Raw genomic sequence first — 14,716 nt, forward strand, 5'->3', positions numbered from 1 at the left:
AACTTCACGTTATTCAGTAAGTAGGATTACTGTAGGGTTAATTTCACCGGCGCAATGATCAATTCGTCATCGATAACCGGAGTGATCACCTTAGAAAATAATTTGAACAGGATAGCTTGGTAAGCTGGGTCCGAGGTGAAATACAGAAAATTGTAACGGTTGAATAGTGTAAATATGTGCTGCTTTTTATGATCAACCTTCATAACCGGCGTTGTTCGGATGAAATGAGCCCCATATTCTTCTGACAGACGGACACCATAGGCATAGCAATAGGGTAGCTCATCGTCTTTTACCAACGTGAAAATTAGAAGTTGGCCAGCATACTTTTTATTCATCATACCTATTCCTCAGATTAAGCACATGCTTTGTGAGGATCTGATCAATGACAGGCCGGTAATAGAGCCCGGTTTGATGACAAATCTGGTTTACGCTTACGCCGGCTTCAAACAGATAGGCGACAGAGGCTTGTTTTAACGCAGCAATTCCTCTTCCGGGAAACCCGGCGATCTTACATGCCTCAGGCCAACAGTCTTTATGCAGCCAGGCCACATTAGGTTGCTTTTTCTTGCCGTATTTATCGGTAAAAATATACTTAAAATTACCGGTTTTTTTCATTAGTTGGAACAGTAGCCTACGGCCATAAGGCTCTACATAGATGTCTTTGCTCTGCGTTCTGAATGTCGATGCAGATAAGTCATAATCAGACCACTTTAGCGCCATCAACTCGCCTGTTGACAACCCAAGGTAGAATTTCAACAAAAAATACTCCCGATATTTGGCAGGTACCTGACTGGTGATCTGTAAAATATTCTGATGTGAAAGGGGAACATCAGAGCCCTCAGTATGCTCGGGTATGAAGCGGAAAGGGCGGGGGAATACATAGCATAACGCTGCACGATCAAGAACATCGAATACCATCGAGATGCAGTCTTCAACAACTCGCTTTGTCACTCCGCTTACAGTATTTAATGCTTCAGCCAATCTGACGATGTAATGCCCTGAGACCTCATCAATTCTCAGTTCACCCAGATATGCCATGACCAAAACCACTACTTTTTTTGGTACCATATACAGCGCATGATGAAACTGATGCGTATAAAAGTTCTTAAACGTTGGTAGCCCCCGCCAACCAGGTGAAAGAAACCGTGATTGGAGAGCACTGATCTTTTGCACATTCGCACTGTGAGGAAAATGCATCACATAGTCGAAGATACCGTTTTGGATTTCTTCGTGGATCTTGTGATTGATGCTTTTCAACAGCTTCCGGTTACGCACAGAGTCAGCAAAATACGTTTGCTCACAAAATCGACAACCTAAAACTTTCAACCGAAGCATCAGCTTACCACCTGGATCACGGATAATAGCTTTCATACTTCACTCCTATAATGCCAGATATGTGCTCATTTTTTTTGAAAACCCGTTATGATAGAAAGGGACTGCTATAGGAGGGGTGATGATCAAGTACCACCTAATGACATTAATTGAAAAAAAGTCATTTGATGACCAAAAACGCGTCACGCTGATTGACATCTCAGAAGCCACAGGTATCCATCGTGCTACGCTATCACGCATACTCCACAAGCCCGGTTTCAATACAACCGTTGATATAATTGACCGTCTTTGCACCTACTTCAAAGTTCCCGTCGAGCAGCTTATCGAGCATGTTCCCGACAAATGATGCTCCGGCCTGGCTAACCAGGCCATTGGTCCATACCACACTCTAGGCGTCTCAAAAGGCGGCCCTCTATTTCCCCGAGCGACAACGTCGTGAATTTGGGGTCAAATCTATATTGGCACTCCAGCCAGCAGTAAAGTGCCTCGGCATTGTTTTTCTCGCTGCCTTGGCCGAGGAGCATGACAAGCCCCTGCCGTTGAGGGGATATTTGAAGGGCGTTTAAGAGATGCTCCTTAATATTGTTCAAGCGGGTACGTTTGGTCTTTAACTCAAACATTGATTGCGTAAGGGTATTTGCAGAAAGAGTCATCATCGTGTTTCTCCAACATCAAATCAGAACCATCCCTGGCAAACAGTCACCTCCATGGTTAGCACTTACTTAGCCATGTTCAGTCGCTTAAGATTAATGTAGCTTATATGCGACATACGTCAACTATATGCGACATTAAATTGTTTATTTTTTGACCAGAGCTATCTCTTGTCTCTATTCCTGAGAGCTGTTTTCGGGCTGATCCCCATAGGTGTATCCAAATCCAGAGGGTTAACTCCTTTCATATGACAGTTGTGGATCCAGCGTGTAAAACGCCTTTCAAACTCCTTCACACGCCGATTTAACTCCTCGTTTTGATGCCGAAGGCGTTGTAGTTCATCATCCTCTGACAAGCTCGTTGACGACGATCGTTTGCGCTGCTTCAGTGCTTGCTTTGCCTCGTTAAACTTGTTTTTGATCAACGGGTTTGCGCTGAGTGCTTGGCGGGTGTAACCAAATGCCTTTTCAAGGCCCGCCCAGGATAACCCCGTCCCAAGCTGGCCTGTCGCCCACTCATCGAGTAAGGCGACGATTTTTTCAGCGGCAGTGTCGGTGATATACCTTGTGGTCATCCTTACACCTCGCAGGAGTCACGACCATTCGGGAAGATTTGCACGATATCTCCCTCTGCATAACTCGGATCTTCTTCAACCGCCAATGCCGTATTACAGCCATCCACCAGTTCTTTGTGATGAAGATACCATTCGTTGGCACCGGTAAATCCCTCATCTGCGTCCTTCAACGCTCTGTCCATTTGGGCTTGGGCGATGTTTCTGCGCTCAGTAAGGCGGGAAATTTCGGCAGGATCGCCTTTTGTACGCCGGTAATGCTTGCAGTTATGCAAACAGGCGTAATGCAAGCCACAGGGACCCTGAACATAATCATGCCGACACCGACCGATATCCATCATGTGAGAACTGCCAAAACTCTCCAGATCTTGTGTCAGTTCGTCCGGCGATAATAGTGGAAATTGCTGCGCCAGTTTGGCGGCTTGCTCTAATGAGACCTCATCAGAGGATTGATATACCGCCTTTTGCACATTTTTCAGGGCGCCGGTAACCGACTCCGGCTGCAAGCGATGGTTGTAGGCCTTGTTATCCCGGGTACCTGAGCGGAGGAAATTTTTTGCGATTTCTTCCTGAGAGAACACGTCCGATTCTTGCATGATGGTGTTAAGCAGATGCCTGAACTGATGGGTACGTACCTCCGGTGTCTCTTCCAGCCCTTCCAGTTCAGCAAAAGCGTAACGTTCGAACACGTTCAGCATACGTGACGCTTCGCCTGATACCCGAGAGACATAATCCCGCCCTTTGAAAAAGTCCTGGATCTGCGTTCCCGTCAGCGGCTCAGCAAAAACATTGAGCATCTCCTTGGGCGTATATTGATCTTTGAAGCGCAACGTTATCAAATTCCATATCGGCACTTTGATGCTCCCCATACCGACTCCATCCATGATAGGCGCGATGCGCTCCTTGTAGGCCTCACTGAATGCTTTGTGGATATCGGCAACCTTGAAAAAGGTACTTTTGTGCTTTGATCCGGGCGCCGGCATCACACCATAACGTTTTAGCGTGGTGATGGTGTTACTGATTGAAGACGCGCCAATGACGTCCATGATTTGCCGTGACGTCAGCAATTGCTCATCGTCAAAGTGAATGAACTTAGTCCACTTATTTTCTTGCAACAGCAGTCGACACGCTGCCCGATGCTCCTCTGATAGCGCTTTGAGCCGGTCAATTGCCGTAAAAATAAGCTCCGTCATGCTCGGTGGAACAATCTTGCTGTCCCACACATAGCGCTTCCTGGCCAGCACCCGGATTTTCAACAACCGGCAATAGCGACCACTTTGGGGATCGAGTTCCGGTTCATACGCCATAAACTCCTCCCGGGTCGGGATGCAATGCATGTCCAGACTGACAAACTCATCCATTCTGAAGCCGCAAGCCATCAGTACCACTGCCATGCAGGTTAACGCTTTGTCACGTTCTTCCAGCTCGTCATAGTGGTGCCAAAGCGCCGATATAAAGACTAACGCTTCAGTCTTAGGTAACATCTTCGCTCGGTGTTTCCGATGCTCAGGTGCATTACCTGATTGCAGGCTACCGCCGTGTTTAAAGCTTCGGCTGATAGGATTGACCCAGTTGATGGGCATAACTGTTAGTCCAAGCTCCTGCATCCGATCAGAGATATAGCTGAGCTTCTCGCCGGTAACGTAGAGTGTGGAATCCAGCTCACCTTGCTGCATTGCCAGCTTGATGGCCTCGTTAAACAGGCCAGGTGAGAATTGAATGACATGAGCGCAACCATGTAGCTCAGCAACCTCATACAGATAGCGCAAGGCTCGCATTACTACCATATGCGCATTATGGCCAATGGGCCGATTGGCATGCGCTGTAACAATAAGCGCTTTGGCAAACGAAGCGAAGGGCTCAGTAAAGGGTTTTTCATCGCCTCGCTTTTGTTTCTGCCGCGCTTTCAGGCCTGAGCGTTGAGTGAATAGCACATTGCTTTTTTCAGCCACAGCTCGCATGCTGACGGTCGACTCAAATCCGCTAATGTTCCAGATATGGCTATGCCAATCTACCTGCCCTTGAAAGACAAGTGAGCAGAGTTTCTGGCCCAGCGCTACCAGCTGCGCATAATTCTGCTCGCAGTTCTGTGTTGGCGTCCATAAACGCGCAATTTTACCCAGTGGACTTTCCTGATCCTGAACACTGATATCAGGCAGAAGCGAGTACGTTAACTTTAGTGCATTGGCGTTATTCATGATCCACCTCCAGGCGCAGAACTAATTCACTACAAGCGTTGATGTGAGGCACGGTATAAAACCCTGGCGGGGCATCGTCCCCGAACTTCTCTCTGATCTCGTTTTGCATAGCCGTCAGCACCTCCTGATGAACAGAGACATCGTTGGAGGCTTCAAACTTGTTACAGCCGTAGCAGGAATAGGGAGGTTGCAACGTGCATGGCGCCCCTTTTGCGCACAAGCCAATCCCCACGAGTTTCTTCAGTGAGTCAGGGCCGAATACCGTATGGACGTCGCTGCGTTGCACCAGCTCCTTGAGGGTGATTTTTCCTTCAAAAAAAGCCAGGTGGTCACTAAAGTGTTTTTGGTAAACCGCATCGACACGCAGGGCAAAGTTAACCCCTAATTGGTAATAGACCATGATGTGCTGCAGATCTTCATGGTCGAGCAATTCCATCAGTGCATAGGATGGCGCGCCCATTGCTGCGGCATGCGTAGCAAAGGTTTTCCGGAGTCGCCTTGGGGTTAACTTAAACTCCAACACAGGCTGGCCACGAGCAACGCGCAGTTCGTCCAGGAACGCCATCACCTCGATAGGTGCGTGATAGAAAAATGAAAAACCAGGCGAGCCTTCAAACCGCTCAAACGTTGCCTGTCGCTTGCCCCGACCAGAATCTCTTACCCGGACAAACATAAGCTGGTCGTCGCTTTTAGGTAGTAACTCGTTCGAGAACAGATCGCCGTACTGGACGGAGATTAATTGCTCCAACAATTCCCCCAAAAACATCGGCAGTAACCGGGTTTTAAATTGCTGCCGCGGTAGCTTGTATCGCTTTTTAACGGACGGGACGTTTAGCAGGTACGTTTTATTACCTGTTTCTTCATCAATGTTGACTGAAAAGTCGCAGGTCATCAGCAATAAAAGCTGTCTGGGCCGTACGCCTAAGACAACAAAGAGCCAAGTGGCGACCAGCTTAGCGAAAAGGGGGTGATAAGGCGTGATGTGTTTACGACAGTCAGTCAATGCTTTGCGAAGCCGTGCCAACTCGTCCGAGCGCAGAGGTGAACGTCCTTCCATATAAACCATGACATCCTGGCCCTTCTGATGGCCTTTAAAAGACAATCTGGAGAGCACCTGACAAGTCTTGCGCTGGAACAGCGACAAACCCAGATGGTATGACCGTAAATACCAACGCCTGAGCACGCTGAGGTTTGACTCGTCGTTATTGCTGCGATCAGACACGATGAAGTCAAAAACATATTCACTGAGTTGGTCAGCGAGAGTGAATTCGTCCTCCCATTCATCAACGGAATAAGAAAAGCGCTTGAGCACTTCGAAGAAGCCTGTGACCGAATCTGGTGCCAGTTTAGCCAGGAAGTATTCAAAGGCGTATTTGATTTGACTGACTAATTCGTCAGGGAGTCGACTGAGCGCAGACCAATTCAGCACGACGGCATCAGACTCACCGATCTGCCAAATGTAACCAGAGGTATCTATTCGCCGGGAACGGCTCATGATGAACGCTTTGTCAAACAAAGGTCTATCAATAGGGGGAATAATCGCGTTGGATTTCAGTCGAGCGCGGGTTGCTTGTGTCATGGGCTATTACCTCGTCAGCCATGAAGTACCCCTCCCTAAATCTTTAGGGCATGAGATAACTTCTTGTTTATATGGCTAAGTAAGGTAAAAGTGCGAATTCAACGAATTGCGCTTTACACAAACATCTATAACATCTTTGTGGAACTATCCTTCTGGGCATCCCAACGATGCCGACATGCAGTTGACTCTTCCTGAATCAACCCAACGCGAAATTTCCGCTCCAAACGGAAATAACATTTATAACATAAACTGCGATTCTATTTTTTGCAAGGTCTGGGCGGCTAAAAGTTCGTTTGCCCGTCTCGTGTAGGTTTTTCCCTGGTTACTGTCGGTCGTCCATCCACATAGATCACGTTGCAAGTTTTTAAACTCTTCTGAGTCCGGTTCCAATTCCGACGTCAGTACTAAAAGATCATTGAAGGTGTGTCGTAGCAAGTGAGGAAATAGCGATTTGAACATGTCAGGATCCAGCTCACGGACCCGCTCACAGATATGACTGACGACACGAATGGTCGCTGGCTTCGGTTCTAACTCTGTGTTCAAAAATAAATACGGTGCTGCTTTGGCAGATGCGCGTCCTCGTTGTTTACGCTCAGTCCGGATATAGGTATCGGTCATCTGCGCAATTTTGTCACTGACAGGAATATCACGCGCATAGGTTTTCACATTCGGGGGATACGCCCGCGGGTCTAGCTCAAGCGTGATATTTTGGGTGACCCTGAGTGCGTAGCCGTACGGTTTTTTAATCAGCGCGTCCGGTCGAAGCGACAGCAGCTCGCCATCGCGCACACCGGTCAACAACAGGATATGAACGATGAGTTGGTTTCGAAGCTTAACCCGGTCTTGAAATGGGTTCTGAGGATTCTGGGGATCGACCCATCGTAATAATTTTGCTATCTGCTCTTCCGTGAGGCCATAACGTTGGTTAGTGTGCCGTAATCCCTCATGCTCTTTGAGCAGTTGACCAAATTGCGTGATGAAGGTTTTCATCTGTTTGGCATAAGGATCTGAGCTCTTGCGTGTACCAGCAAAAACGTTACCGAGGAACTCAAGGTAATTGATGATCCGGACAGCCCGACGACGATAGGTATCAGAGCCGATAAAGCTGTTTTTCGCGATTTCTATTGATTGCGGAGAATGTGTGGGCGCGTTCACCCGATAACGTAAATATTCCTTGAATGACTCCATCTCAAAAAAGCCGAGAAACTCTCCACTTTTCATCCGTTCCTGCAGATCGATGTTCCGTTCATCTGCCCACAAATAAATCTTGGTGATCGCCCGGGCGAGACTTAGTCGATAGGAGTAGGAGCGGGCACGATACCGCGTGATGTACATGTTGATATCAATGGGCGGCATCCCTTCACTGTCGCACACAATGACTTCACGATCGCCATGCGATTCAACTTGGATGAGGCGGACGGAATAGGCCATGCGGGACTCCTTACAACCCTATAACAGGGTGTAAGTATAGCACTGATTTACAACGTGTTTTTCAGTTAAATAATGCTTGGTTTTATTGTGACGAAAAAACAGGGTTTCTCTTAAACCCGAACCATAGTATTTGTTAAAAACAGGCCTTTCTGTCGCATATAAACGACGACTTTACATTCGTCTTTACATTTCAAAGTGGTTGGAATCCCCAAAGACCAAGTTGATTTACCCAAAAGGTAGACAACTTGATTTTTGAGGATAACCTGCTAATCTACTTAGGTTATTTTCACTTTATCTTAAAATGTCTTTACATTCTAAGAAGTGGTGAGTCAAAACGGGATATCGTCGTCAAAGTCGATTGGCGGTTCCATCGGTGCGCGTTGTTGCGGCTGTGCCGGTTGCTGGTATCCGCCTTGTGGCTGGGCCGGACGTTGCTGATAGCCGCCTTGTTGTGGCGCCGCCTGCTGATAACCACCTTGCTGCGGAGCCTGGTAAGCTTGCTGTGGTGCCGCTTGCTGATAACCACCCTGTGGCTGGGCGGGTTTCTGGTAACCGCCCTGCTGGCCGCCGCCCATACCACCACCTTGTTGCTGGCCATCACCACGGCCATCTAACATTTGCAGCTCGTTGGCAATAATTTCGGTGGTGTAACGCTCTACACCGTCTTTATCCTGCCATTTACGGGTTTTCAGCTTACCTTCAATATACACTTTGCTGCCTTTACGCAGGTATTCACCGGCAATTTCAGCCAAACGCTGATAAATTACCACGCGGTGCCATTCGGTTTGCTCTTTTTTCTCGTTAGTGGCTTTGTCGGTCCAGCTTTCTGAAGTTGCTACCGTTAAATTCGCCACTGCGCCACCTTGCGGCATATAGCGCACTTCCGGGTCAGTACCCAGGTTACCAATCAGAATAACTTTATTAATGCCACGCGCCATGCGAATTCTCCTAAAAAGTGTTTAAGCCCCGGCGGCTGTAATAACAGCCTGCGCTGCTGTGTGATCAAACTGTGCTGAACTGACTTTCAGATAACAGCGCTGCTCTGCCAGAACAATTGTAACTTCCTGCACCCCATTCAGTGTGGTCAGTCGCGCTGCCAGTGTACTGGCTTGCTGTTCGCTGGTTAACGACACAGCCAGAGACAAACGCTGGGCGCGTGGAGGAAGCTGAAGGGTGCTGGCAACTGCCAGCCATATTAAACCAATAACAGCCAGTACGGCAAACAGTGAGTGGTAGCCAAAATGTTGCACTACGGCACCACCGGTTACACCGCCTAGAAATGCACCAAAAAACTGGCTGCTGGAATAAATACCCATAGCACTGCCACGCTGTCCTGCCGGTGCAATACGTGATACCAATGCAGGCAGGCTGGCTTCTAAAAAGTTAAAGCCAATAAAAAACAGTAATAAAGCTATTGTCAGCGCAGTGAAACCAGGCAGCAGCAATGCCATTAGCATAGCGCTGATCAGCAGTGCTATAGCCAGTAAAAAGAAGCCCTTTTCCTGCGCTTTGCGCATCGCAATAATCATCATCGGGATCATCAGCACAAAAGATCCCAGCAACACCGGCAAGTAAAACTGCCAGTGTTTTACCGATATCAGGCCATAGTTTTGCAGCAGGGCCGGCAACGCGACAAACATAGCTGTCAGCATTAAATGTAGCAGCAACACGCCTAAATCCAGCTGCAGCAGTTGGCGGTGTTTAAGCATGCTACCCAAACTTTGTGGCAACGCCAGCGTTTCTGCCATCGGCGCTTTGTTAACACTTTTGGGTAGTAACAATGCCACCACCAGCATAGCGCCACAAGCCAACACAGCAGTAAACCAGAATACGCCGCTAAGCCCGGCCCATTTAGCCAGCAAAGGCCCCAACACCATCGCCACAGCAAAACTTAAGCCGATACTGGCGCCAATTATTGCCATGACTTTGGGCCGCTGTTCTTCGCGGGTTAAGTCGGCAGCTAAGGCTAATATGGCACCGGCAATAGCGCCGGCACCCTGCAAAATACGGCCGAACGTAACCATATAAACAGAATCGGCCAGCGCAGCTACTACTGAGCCTGTGGCAAACAGCGCCAGCCCGCCCAGCATCACTTTATGGCGGCCAATACGGTCAGACAACCAGCCAAGCGGAATTTGCAAAATAGCCTGGGTTAAGCCATAAGCACCAATGGCCAGACCTACCCATAATGGCGAGAAACCATGCAGTTCGCTGCCGTACAGGGCAAACACCGGCAGCAACATAAACAGGCCCAGCATCCTGCTGGAAAACACCAGCGCCAGTGCCATAGCTGCACGTTTTTCTAAAGAATTCAGTTGATGCATCAGATAAGAACTAACCGCTGAAATAAGCGCGCCAGTGTAGCACAGAACCAGCACGCTTTAAGCGGATTTCAGCCCGGTTAGCCGGTGTTATGTGACAAATCAGGCTACAACCCGCTTACTCTGGTGATGAAATAACCCAACAGACAACAACAACAAGCTTAGTGGCAGCAGGCAAAGATAAAATGCCGTCTGGCCGTCAAAGTTGGCAAAGGTATAACCGGTAACCATAGAGCCTGTGGTGCCGCCCAGGGCAGAAAACACCACTATAAGGCCCGTCATAGCGGCATGCTTCGGCTTGGGCAGCGTGCTTAATATTACCGAGTTAATAACCGGATAAACCGGTGCCATAAACAGGCCAATCAGCGGAAATAAGTAGGCGGCCAGCGGGGCAGTAAATAAGCTAACATCAGCTGTGGGTTCAATATTATGTGTTAAGGGTAGCGTTAGCAGGATCAATAGCGCCATTGCCAGCAGGCAACTGTTTAGCAGCACATACCAGGATATTTTCTTCAATACCACACCGGCCAGAATACGCCCCAACGCCAGACTGGCGGCAAAAATGCTGGTTAGCTGCACACTAAGCTGATTTGGCAGCTTTAGCACTTCATTGTTAAAGGTTGGCAGCCAGCTGCCAATGCCTTGTTCTATCAATACATATAAAAACGCCGACAACACAAATACGAATACCAGCGGTTTATACACCAGTTGCAGCATAGCGATAAAATCCTGCTTTAATGGCTGGGTCGCTGGTAATTCCAGTTTGGGAAAAGACGTACTGCTTAGCAGTGCCAGATTGGCCGCACATAGCAGCGCCAGTAACCAATACACCTGCAACCAGCCGTCAGATTCTGGTGCAGCAGGGTCCATAAACGCCGAAAACAGCCAGTAGCCCGATAACACACCCAACATAAAACCGCCTTCAATAAAATTCAGCAGGGATGCATGTTCAGCTTTGGTATTAGTTACCACGCCAATGCTGGCATATACCGACACCTTAACCAGCGCAAAGCTGGCGCCAACGGTAAGAAATAACAGCTTGGTGGTCCAGAATGCCGGGATCAGCGGCATCAGTACACAGGCCAGTGTTACCAGCACCAATGCCATTTGCAGTGCCATTTTATACCCCAGCCGCGGCAGGTAAGAGGCAATAATAAAAGACACTACGGCAATAGGAATATCTTTAAAGCCTTCCAGCACACTGGCAGCTTCTTTACTGATTTGGTAAGTGTGGATCACCTGCAAAATCACCGTACCAACGCTGTTTAGCAGAATGGCAAATACAAAATAGGTTAACAGTAGCGACAAGCGGATACGCAAAGTGGCCATGATCTGGTTCTCATTTTTATGCTGTGTAACACAGCTATAGTTGTTTTACCCTGTTGCCAGTCTGTTTGCTGACATTTTGCACTATACAACGCTTTCGCCGCATATTGCAATCGATTGCAAAAGCTGTATATTAAGCTTATTAACTGCAATTAAGTCAGGTACGCTTTATGTCGTTACATCCCCATGCTGCCGTGCGGCCACTTACTACTGAGCCGTGGGCTTTAACCGACAGCCACTATCAGCCACAGCATTTATTGCTGCAGGAAACCCTGCTCAGCCTGGCTAATGGCTATATCGGCAGCCGCGGCACACTGGAAGAAGGCGCCCCGGCAGGTGTTGCCAGTTGCGAAGGCACCTATTTAAATGGCGTGTACAGCAGTGAGCCTATTCATTACGGTGAATCGGCTTACGGTTTTGCCAAACATAACCATAAAATGCTGCAGGTAGCCAACGGCAAAGTGCTGCAACTGAGTGTAGACGGCGAAACTTTTAGTGCGGCTAACGCTGTAAGCCATAACCGCGCACTGGATTTACAGCAGGGTGTACTTAGCCGGCACACTGAATGGCACAGCCAAAGCGGTAAACAGCTGCATATCGCCAGCCGCCGTTTTGTGTCGCAAGCTAACCCGCATTTAATGGCCATTGAGCTGAGCATTACCGCACTAAACTTTTCCGGCCAGATTAAACTGAGCAGCGCGTTGGATGCTGCTTATCCGGGCTTTTATAAAAAAGATGATCCGCGCGTTGGCGAGATGGCTATTGCCGACAGCTTAACTCTGCTTAACCAGCAATTCGATAACGAACACAGCCTGATGCTGCACCGCGCCAAAGGTGCTGATTTTATTGTTGCCGCAGCAAGCTGCCATATGCTGCCAACCAATGCTGCGTTGCAGGCACAGGACGACAGCCAGAGTAATAAACTAACCCAGCACTTTGCTTTGCAACTGCAGCAAGGCGAAACACAAACGCTGCATAAACTGGTGATTTACTGCCATAGCACTAATGTTGTTGATAGCGATAGCCTGGGCCAACAAGCACTGCAATTACTTAACAATGCCCAACAGCAGGGCTTTAGTAGCCTGTTAAGCGAACATCAGCAGTGGTGGCAGCAATTCTGGCAGCAGGCAGACGTAAGTATAGAGGGCGATGTTGCGCTGCAGCAGGCCATCCGCTTTAACCTGTTCAGCCTGGCGCAGTCTGCCGGCCGCAATGGCCAGAGTAATATTGCCGCTAAGGGTTTAACCGGCCCGGGCTATGACGGCCATTATTTCTGGGACACTGAAATTTACGTAGTGCCGGTAATGAGCCTGACCCAGCCGGACATCGCCCGCCAATTGCTGAGCCAGCGCTACAGCCAGCTTGATGCGGCGCGAGAGCGCGCAAGGCAGATGTCGCACAACCGCGGCGCACTGTACCCGTGGCGTACTATTGGCGGTGAAGAATGCTCGGCGTATTTTCCGGCCGGTACTGCGCAGTATCATATTAATGCCGCTATTGCCTATGCTATCCGCAGTTACTATCTGGCCACTGACGACTGGGCCTTTATGCAGCAAATGGGCGGCGAAATGTTAGTTGAAACTACACGATTGTGGCTGCAACTGGGGTTCTTTTCTGCACGCAGCGGTAAGTTTGAAATTCATATGGTCACCGGGCCCGACGAATACTCAGCGCTGGTAAACAACAACTTTTATACCAATGCTATGGTGCAGTTGCAGCTACGTTTTACGCTGGAAACAGTGCAAAAACTGCAGGCAGAACAAAGCCCGCTGCTAAACCGGCTGGGCGTAACAGATACAGAAATACAACAGTGGCAGCAAGCCGCTGAGCATATGTATCTGGCGTTTGACGAACAACTGCAGGTGCACCCGCAGGATGACAGCTTTTTAAGCCGCCAGCCGTGGGACTTTGCCAACACCCCGGCCGATAAATACCCGTTATTGTTGCACTACCATCCGCTGGTGATCTACCGCCATCAGGTCCTAAAACAGGCCGATGTGGTACTGGCGCTATTATTGCTGGACGACGCCATTCCACAGGCACAAAAGCAACGTGATTTAGCCTACTACGAGCCACTGACCACGCATGACTCCAGCTTATCCAGCTGTATTCACAGCATTCTGTTTGCCGAAACCGGCGATACTACACGGGCACATGAATTTTTTGGTGACAGCGCGCGGATGGATTTAGACAACCACCATGCCAATACCGAGTTTGGTGTGCACATTGCCTGTATGGCCGGCAGCTGGCTGTCGCTGGTAATGGGTTTTGCCGGTGTGCGTTCACGCCCCGCAGGTTTGCATTTTAACCCACAGCTGCCAGCACAATTACCCCGCTTAAGTTTCCGTTTAAGTTACCGAGGCCGGGTGCTGCAGTTTAGCGCCAATCAACAGAAAGCCAGTTATCAGTTGCTTAGCGGCGAGCCGTTAACTTTGTATCACGCTGGCCAGGCTGTAGCGTTAACCCGCGGCCAAACCGTTAATAAAGCGATTGGAGTATCTGTATGAGCTGCCGCGCGGTAATTTTTGATTTGGATGGTGTACTTACCGATACTGCTATTTACCATTTTTACGCCTGGAAAGCCTTAGCCGATGAGCTGGGTATTGCCTTTACCGAACATGACAATGAGCAGCTAAAAGGCGTTGACCGTTTGGGCTCACTACGCTGGATCTTGCAAAAAGGCGATTTAACATTAAGCACGGCTGATGAAGCAAGGCTGATGCAGCAAAAAAACGCCCATTATCTTGAGCTTATTGACCATATTACGCCGGATAACCTCTATCCCGGCGTACAGCCATTGTTTGCTGAGTTAAAACGCAGTGGTATTAAAATTGGTTTGGCCTCGGCCAGCAAAAATGCCGCCTTTGTTGTAGAACGCTTAGGTATAGCAACGCAGTTTGACTATATTGCCGATGCTAATCAGGTAACTAACAGCAAACCCGATCCGGAAGTGTTTTTACTCGCCGCCAGCGGCCTGGGTGTAGCGCCACAGCACTGTATCGGTGTCGAGGACGCACTGGCCGGCATAGAAGCGATTAACCGCGCCGGTATGAAAGCGATAGGTATTGGTGATGCAAAGGTGCTTAGCGGGGCATCAAAGGTATATCCGGACGTAGCTACAATTACACTGACAAATTTGCTGAAGTTGTAATTACCGCTGCAGCAGTGGCGGTTAGCATTTTCAGTCAGGTGACAACGCACAGACTGTAATACCCGCTGGGCTCGCCACAGCAACTCGCCCTTTTGCCTACGGCAGGGCTCAGACACTCTGTGTCGCCCCATCTGGCATCACAGTCTGTGAGGACAA

12 protein-coding genes are annotated in these 14,716 nt (G+C 48.9%); 3 read left to right on the forward strand and 9 right to left on the reverse strand.

Translation table 11 applies throughout. From position 1 onward, the window contains the following. Positions 1–26 precede the first annotated feature (26 nt). Together M2404_RS18010 and M2404_RS18015 are read right to left on the reverse strand one after the other, a co-directional pair. Positions 27–338, reverse strand: coding sequence for a hypothetical protein (locus tag M2404_RS18010; protein WP_259241140.1), 312 nt, complete (start codon positions 336–338; stop codon positions 27–29). Continuing rightward, the gene (locus tag M2404_RS18015; RefSeq protein ID WP_259241141.1) at positions 328–1,371 is read right to left on the reverse strand and encodes an Arm DNA-binding domain-containing protein; all 1,044 of its coding nucleotides are present in this window, start codon (positions 1,369–1,371) and stop codon (positions 328–330) included. Before M2404_RS18015 ends, M2404_RS18010 begins: the two co-directional genes overlap by 11 nt. A 100-nt stretch (positions 1,372–1,471) precedes the next feature. On the opposite strand from M2404_RS18015, the gene M2404_RS18020 reads away from it, so the two are divergent. Then, positions 1,472–1,678, forward strand: a complete 207-nt coding sequence (locus tag M2404_RS18020) for a helix-turn-helix domain-containing protein (RefSeq protein WP_259241142.1) — start codon at positions 1,472–1,474, stop codon at positions 1,676–1,678. A gap of 468 nt (positions 1,679–2,146) precedes the next feature. Here the strand turns inward: M2404_RS18020 and M2404_RS18025 are convergent, their stop codons facing one another. The 7 genes from M2404_RS18025 to M2404_RS18055 all read right to left on the reverse strand — a co-directional run bounded on the left by M2404_RS18025 (position 2,147) and on the right by M2404_RS18055 (position 11,412). Next, positions 2,147–2,557: a hypothetical protein gene (locus tag M2404_RS18025; RefSeq protein ID WP_259241143.1), complete on the reverse strand. Its 411-nt coding sequence runs from the start codon at positions 2,555–2,557 to the stop codon at positions 2,147–2,149. A 2-nt stretch (positions 2,558–2,559) separates the two neighbouring features. After that, on the reverse strand, positions 2,560–4,752 hold the full coding sequence (locus tag M2404_RS18030; protein ID WP_259241144.1) for a hypothetical protein: 2,193 nt from the start codon (positions 4,750–4,752) through the stop codon (positions 2,560–2,562). Continuing rightward, on the reverse strand, positions 4,745–6,331 hold the full coding sequence (locus tag M2404_RS18035) for a tyrosine-type recombinase/integrase (protein WP_259241145.1): 1,587 nt from the start codon (positions 6,329–6,331) through the stop codon (positions 4,745–4,747). The genes M2404_RS18030 and M2404_RS18035 overlap by 8 nt, the downstream gene beginning before the upstream one ends. A gap of 237 nt (positions 6,332–6,568) precedes the next feature. After that, a complete protein-coding gene (locus M2404_RS18040) occupies positions 6,569–7,762 on the reverse strand; it encodes a site-specific integrase (protein WP_259241146.1) in 1,194 nt (397 codons plus the stop codon). Positions 7,763–8,091: 329 nt separating this feature from the next. Continuing rightward, positions 8,092–8,700 carry a single-stranded DNA-binding protein gene (ssb, locus tag M2404_RS18045; RefSeq protein WP_259241147.1) on the reverse strand — a complete coding sequence of 203 codons (609 nt, stop codon included), beginning with the start codon at positions 8,698–8,700 and terminating at the stop codon, positions 8,092–8,094. A 21-nt stretch (positions 8,701–8,721) separates the two neighbouring features. After that, entirely contained in the window at positions 8,722–10,086 is a 1,365-nt protein-coding gene (locus tag M2404_RS18050; RefSeq protein WP_259241149.1) for an MFS transporter, read from the reverse strand. A gap of 99 nt (positions 10,087–10,185) precedes the next feature. Next, positions 10,186–11,412, reverse strand: a complete 1,227-nt coding sequence (locus M2404_RS18055) for an MFS transporter (RefSeq protein WP_259241150.1) — start codon at positions 11,410–11,412, stop codon at positions 10,186–10,188. 167 nt (positions 11,413–11,579) lie between these two features. Between M2404_RS18055 and M2404_RS18060 the strand changes: the two genes are divergently transcribed. Together M2404_RS18060 and pgmB are read left to right on the forward strand one after the other, a co-directional pair. Further along, on the forward strand, positions 11,580–13,916 hold the full coding sequence (locus M2404_RS18060; RefSeq protein WP_259241151.1) for a glycoside hydrolase family 65 protein: 2,337 nt from the start codon (positions 11,580–11,582) through the stop codon (positions 13,914–13,916). Next, positions 13,913–14,560, forward strand: a complete 648-nt coding sequence (gene pgmB, locus M2404_RS18065) for a beta-phosphoglucomutase (RefSeq protein WP_259241152.1) — start codon at positions 13,913–13,915, stop codon at positions 14,558–14,560. Before M2404_RS18060 ends, pgmB begins: the two co-directional genes overlap by 4 nt. The last annotated feature ends 156 nt before the right edge of the window (positions 14,561–14,716 follow it).

This window comes from Rheinheimera pacifica (assembly GCF_024809855.1).
Taxonomy (GTDB): Bacteria; Pseudomonadota; Gammaproteobacteria; order Enterobacterales; family Alteromonadaceae; genus Alishewanella; species Alishewanella pacifica_A.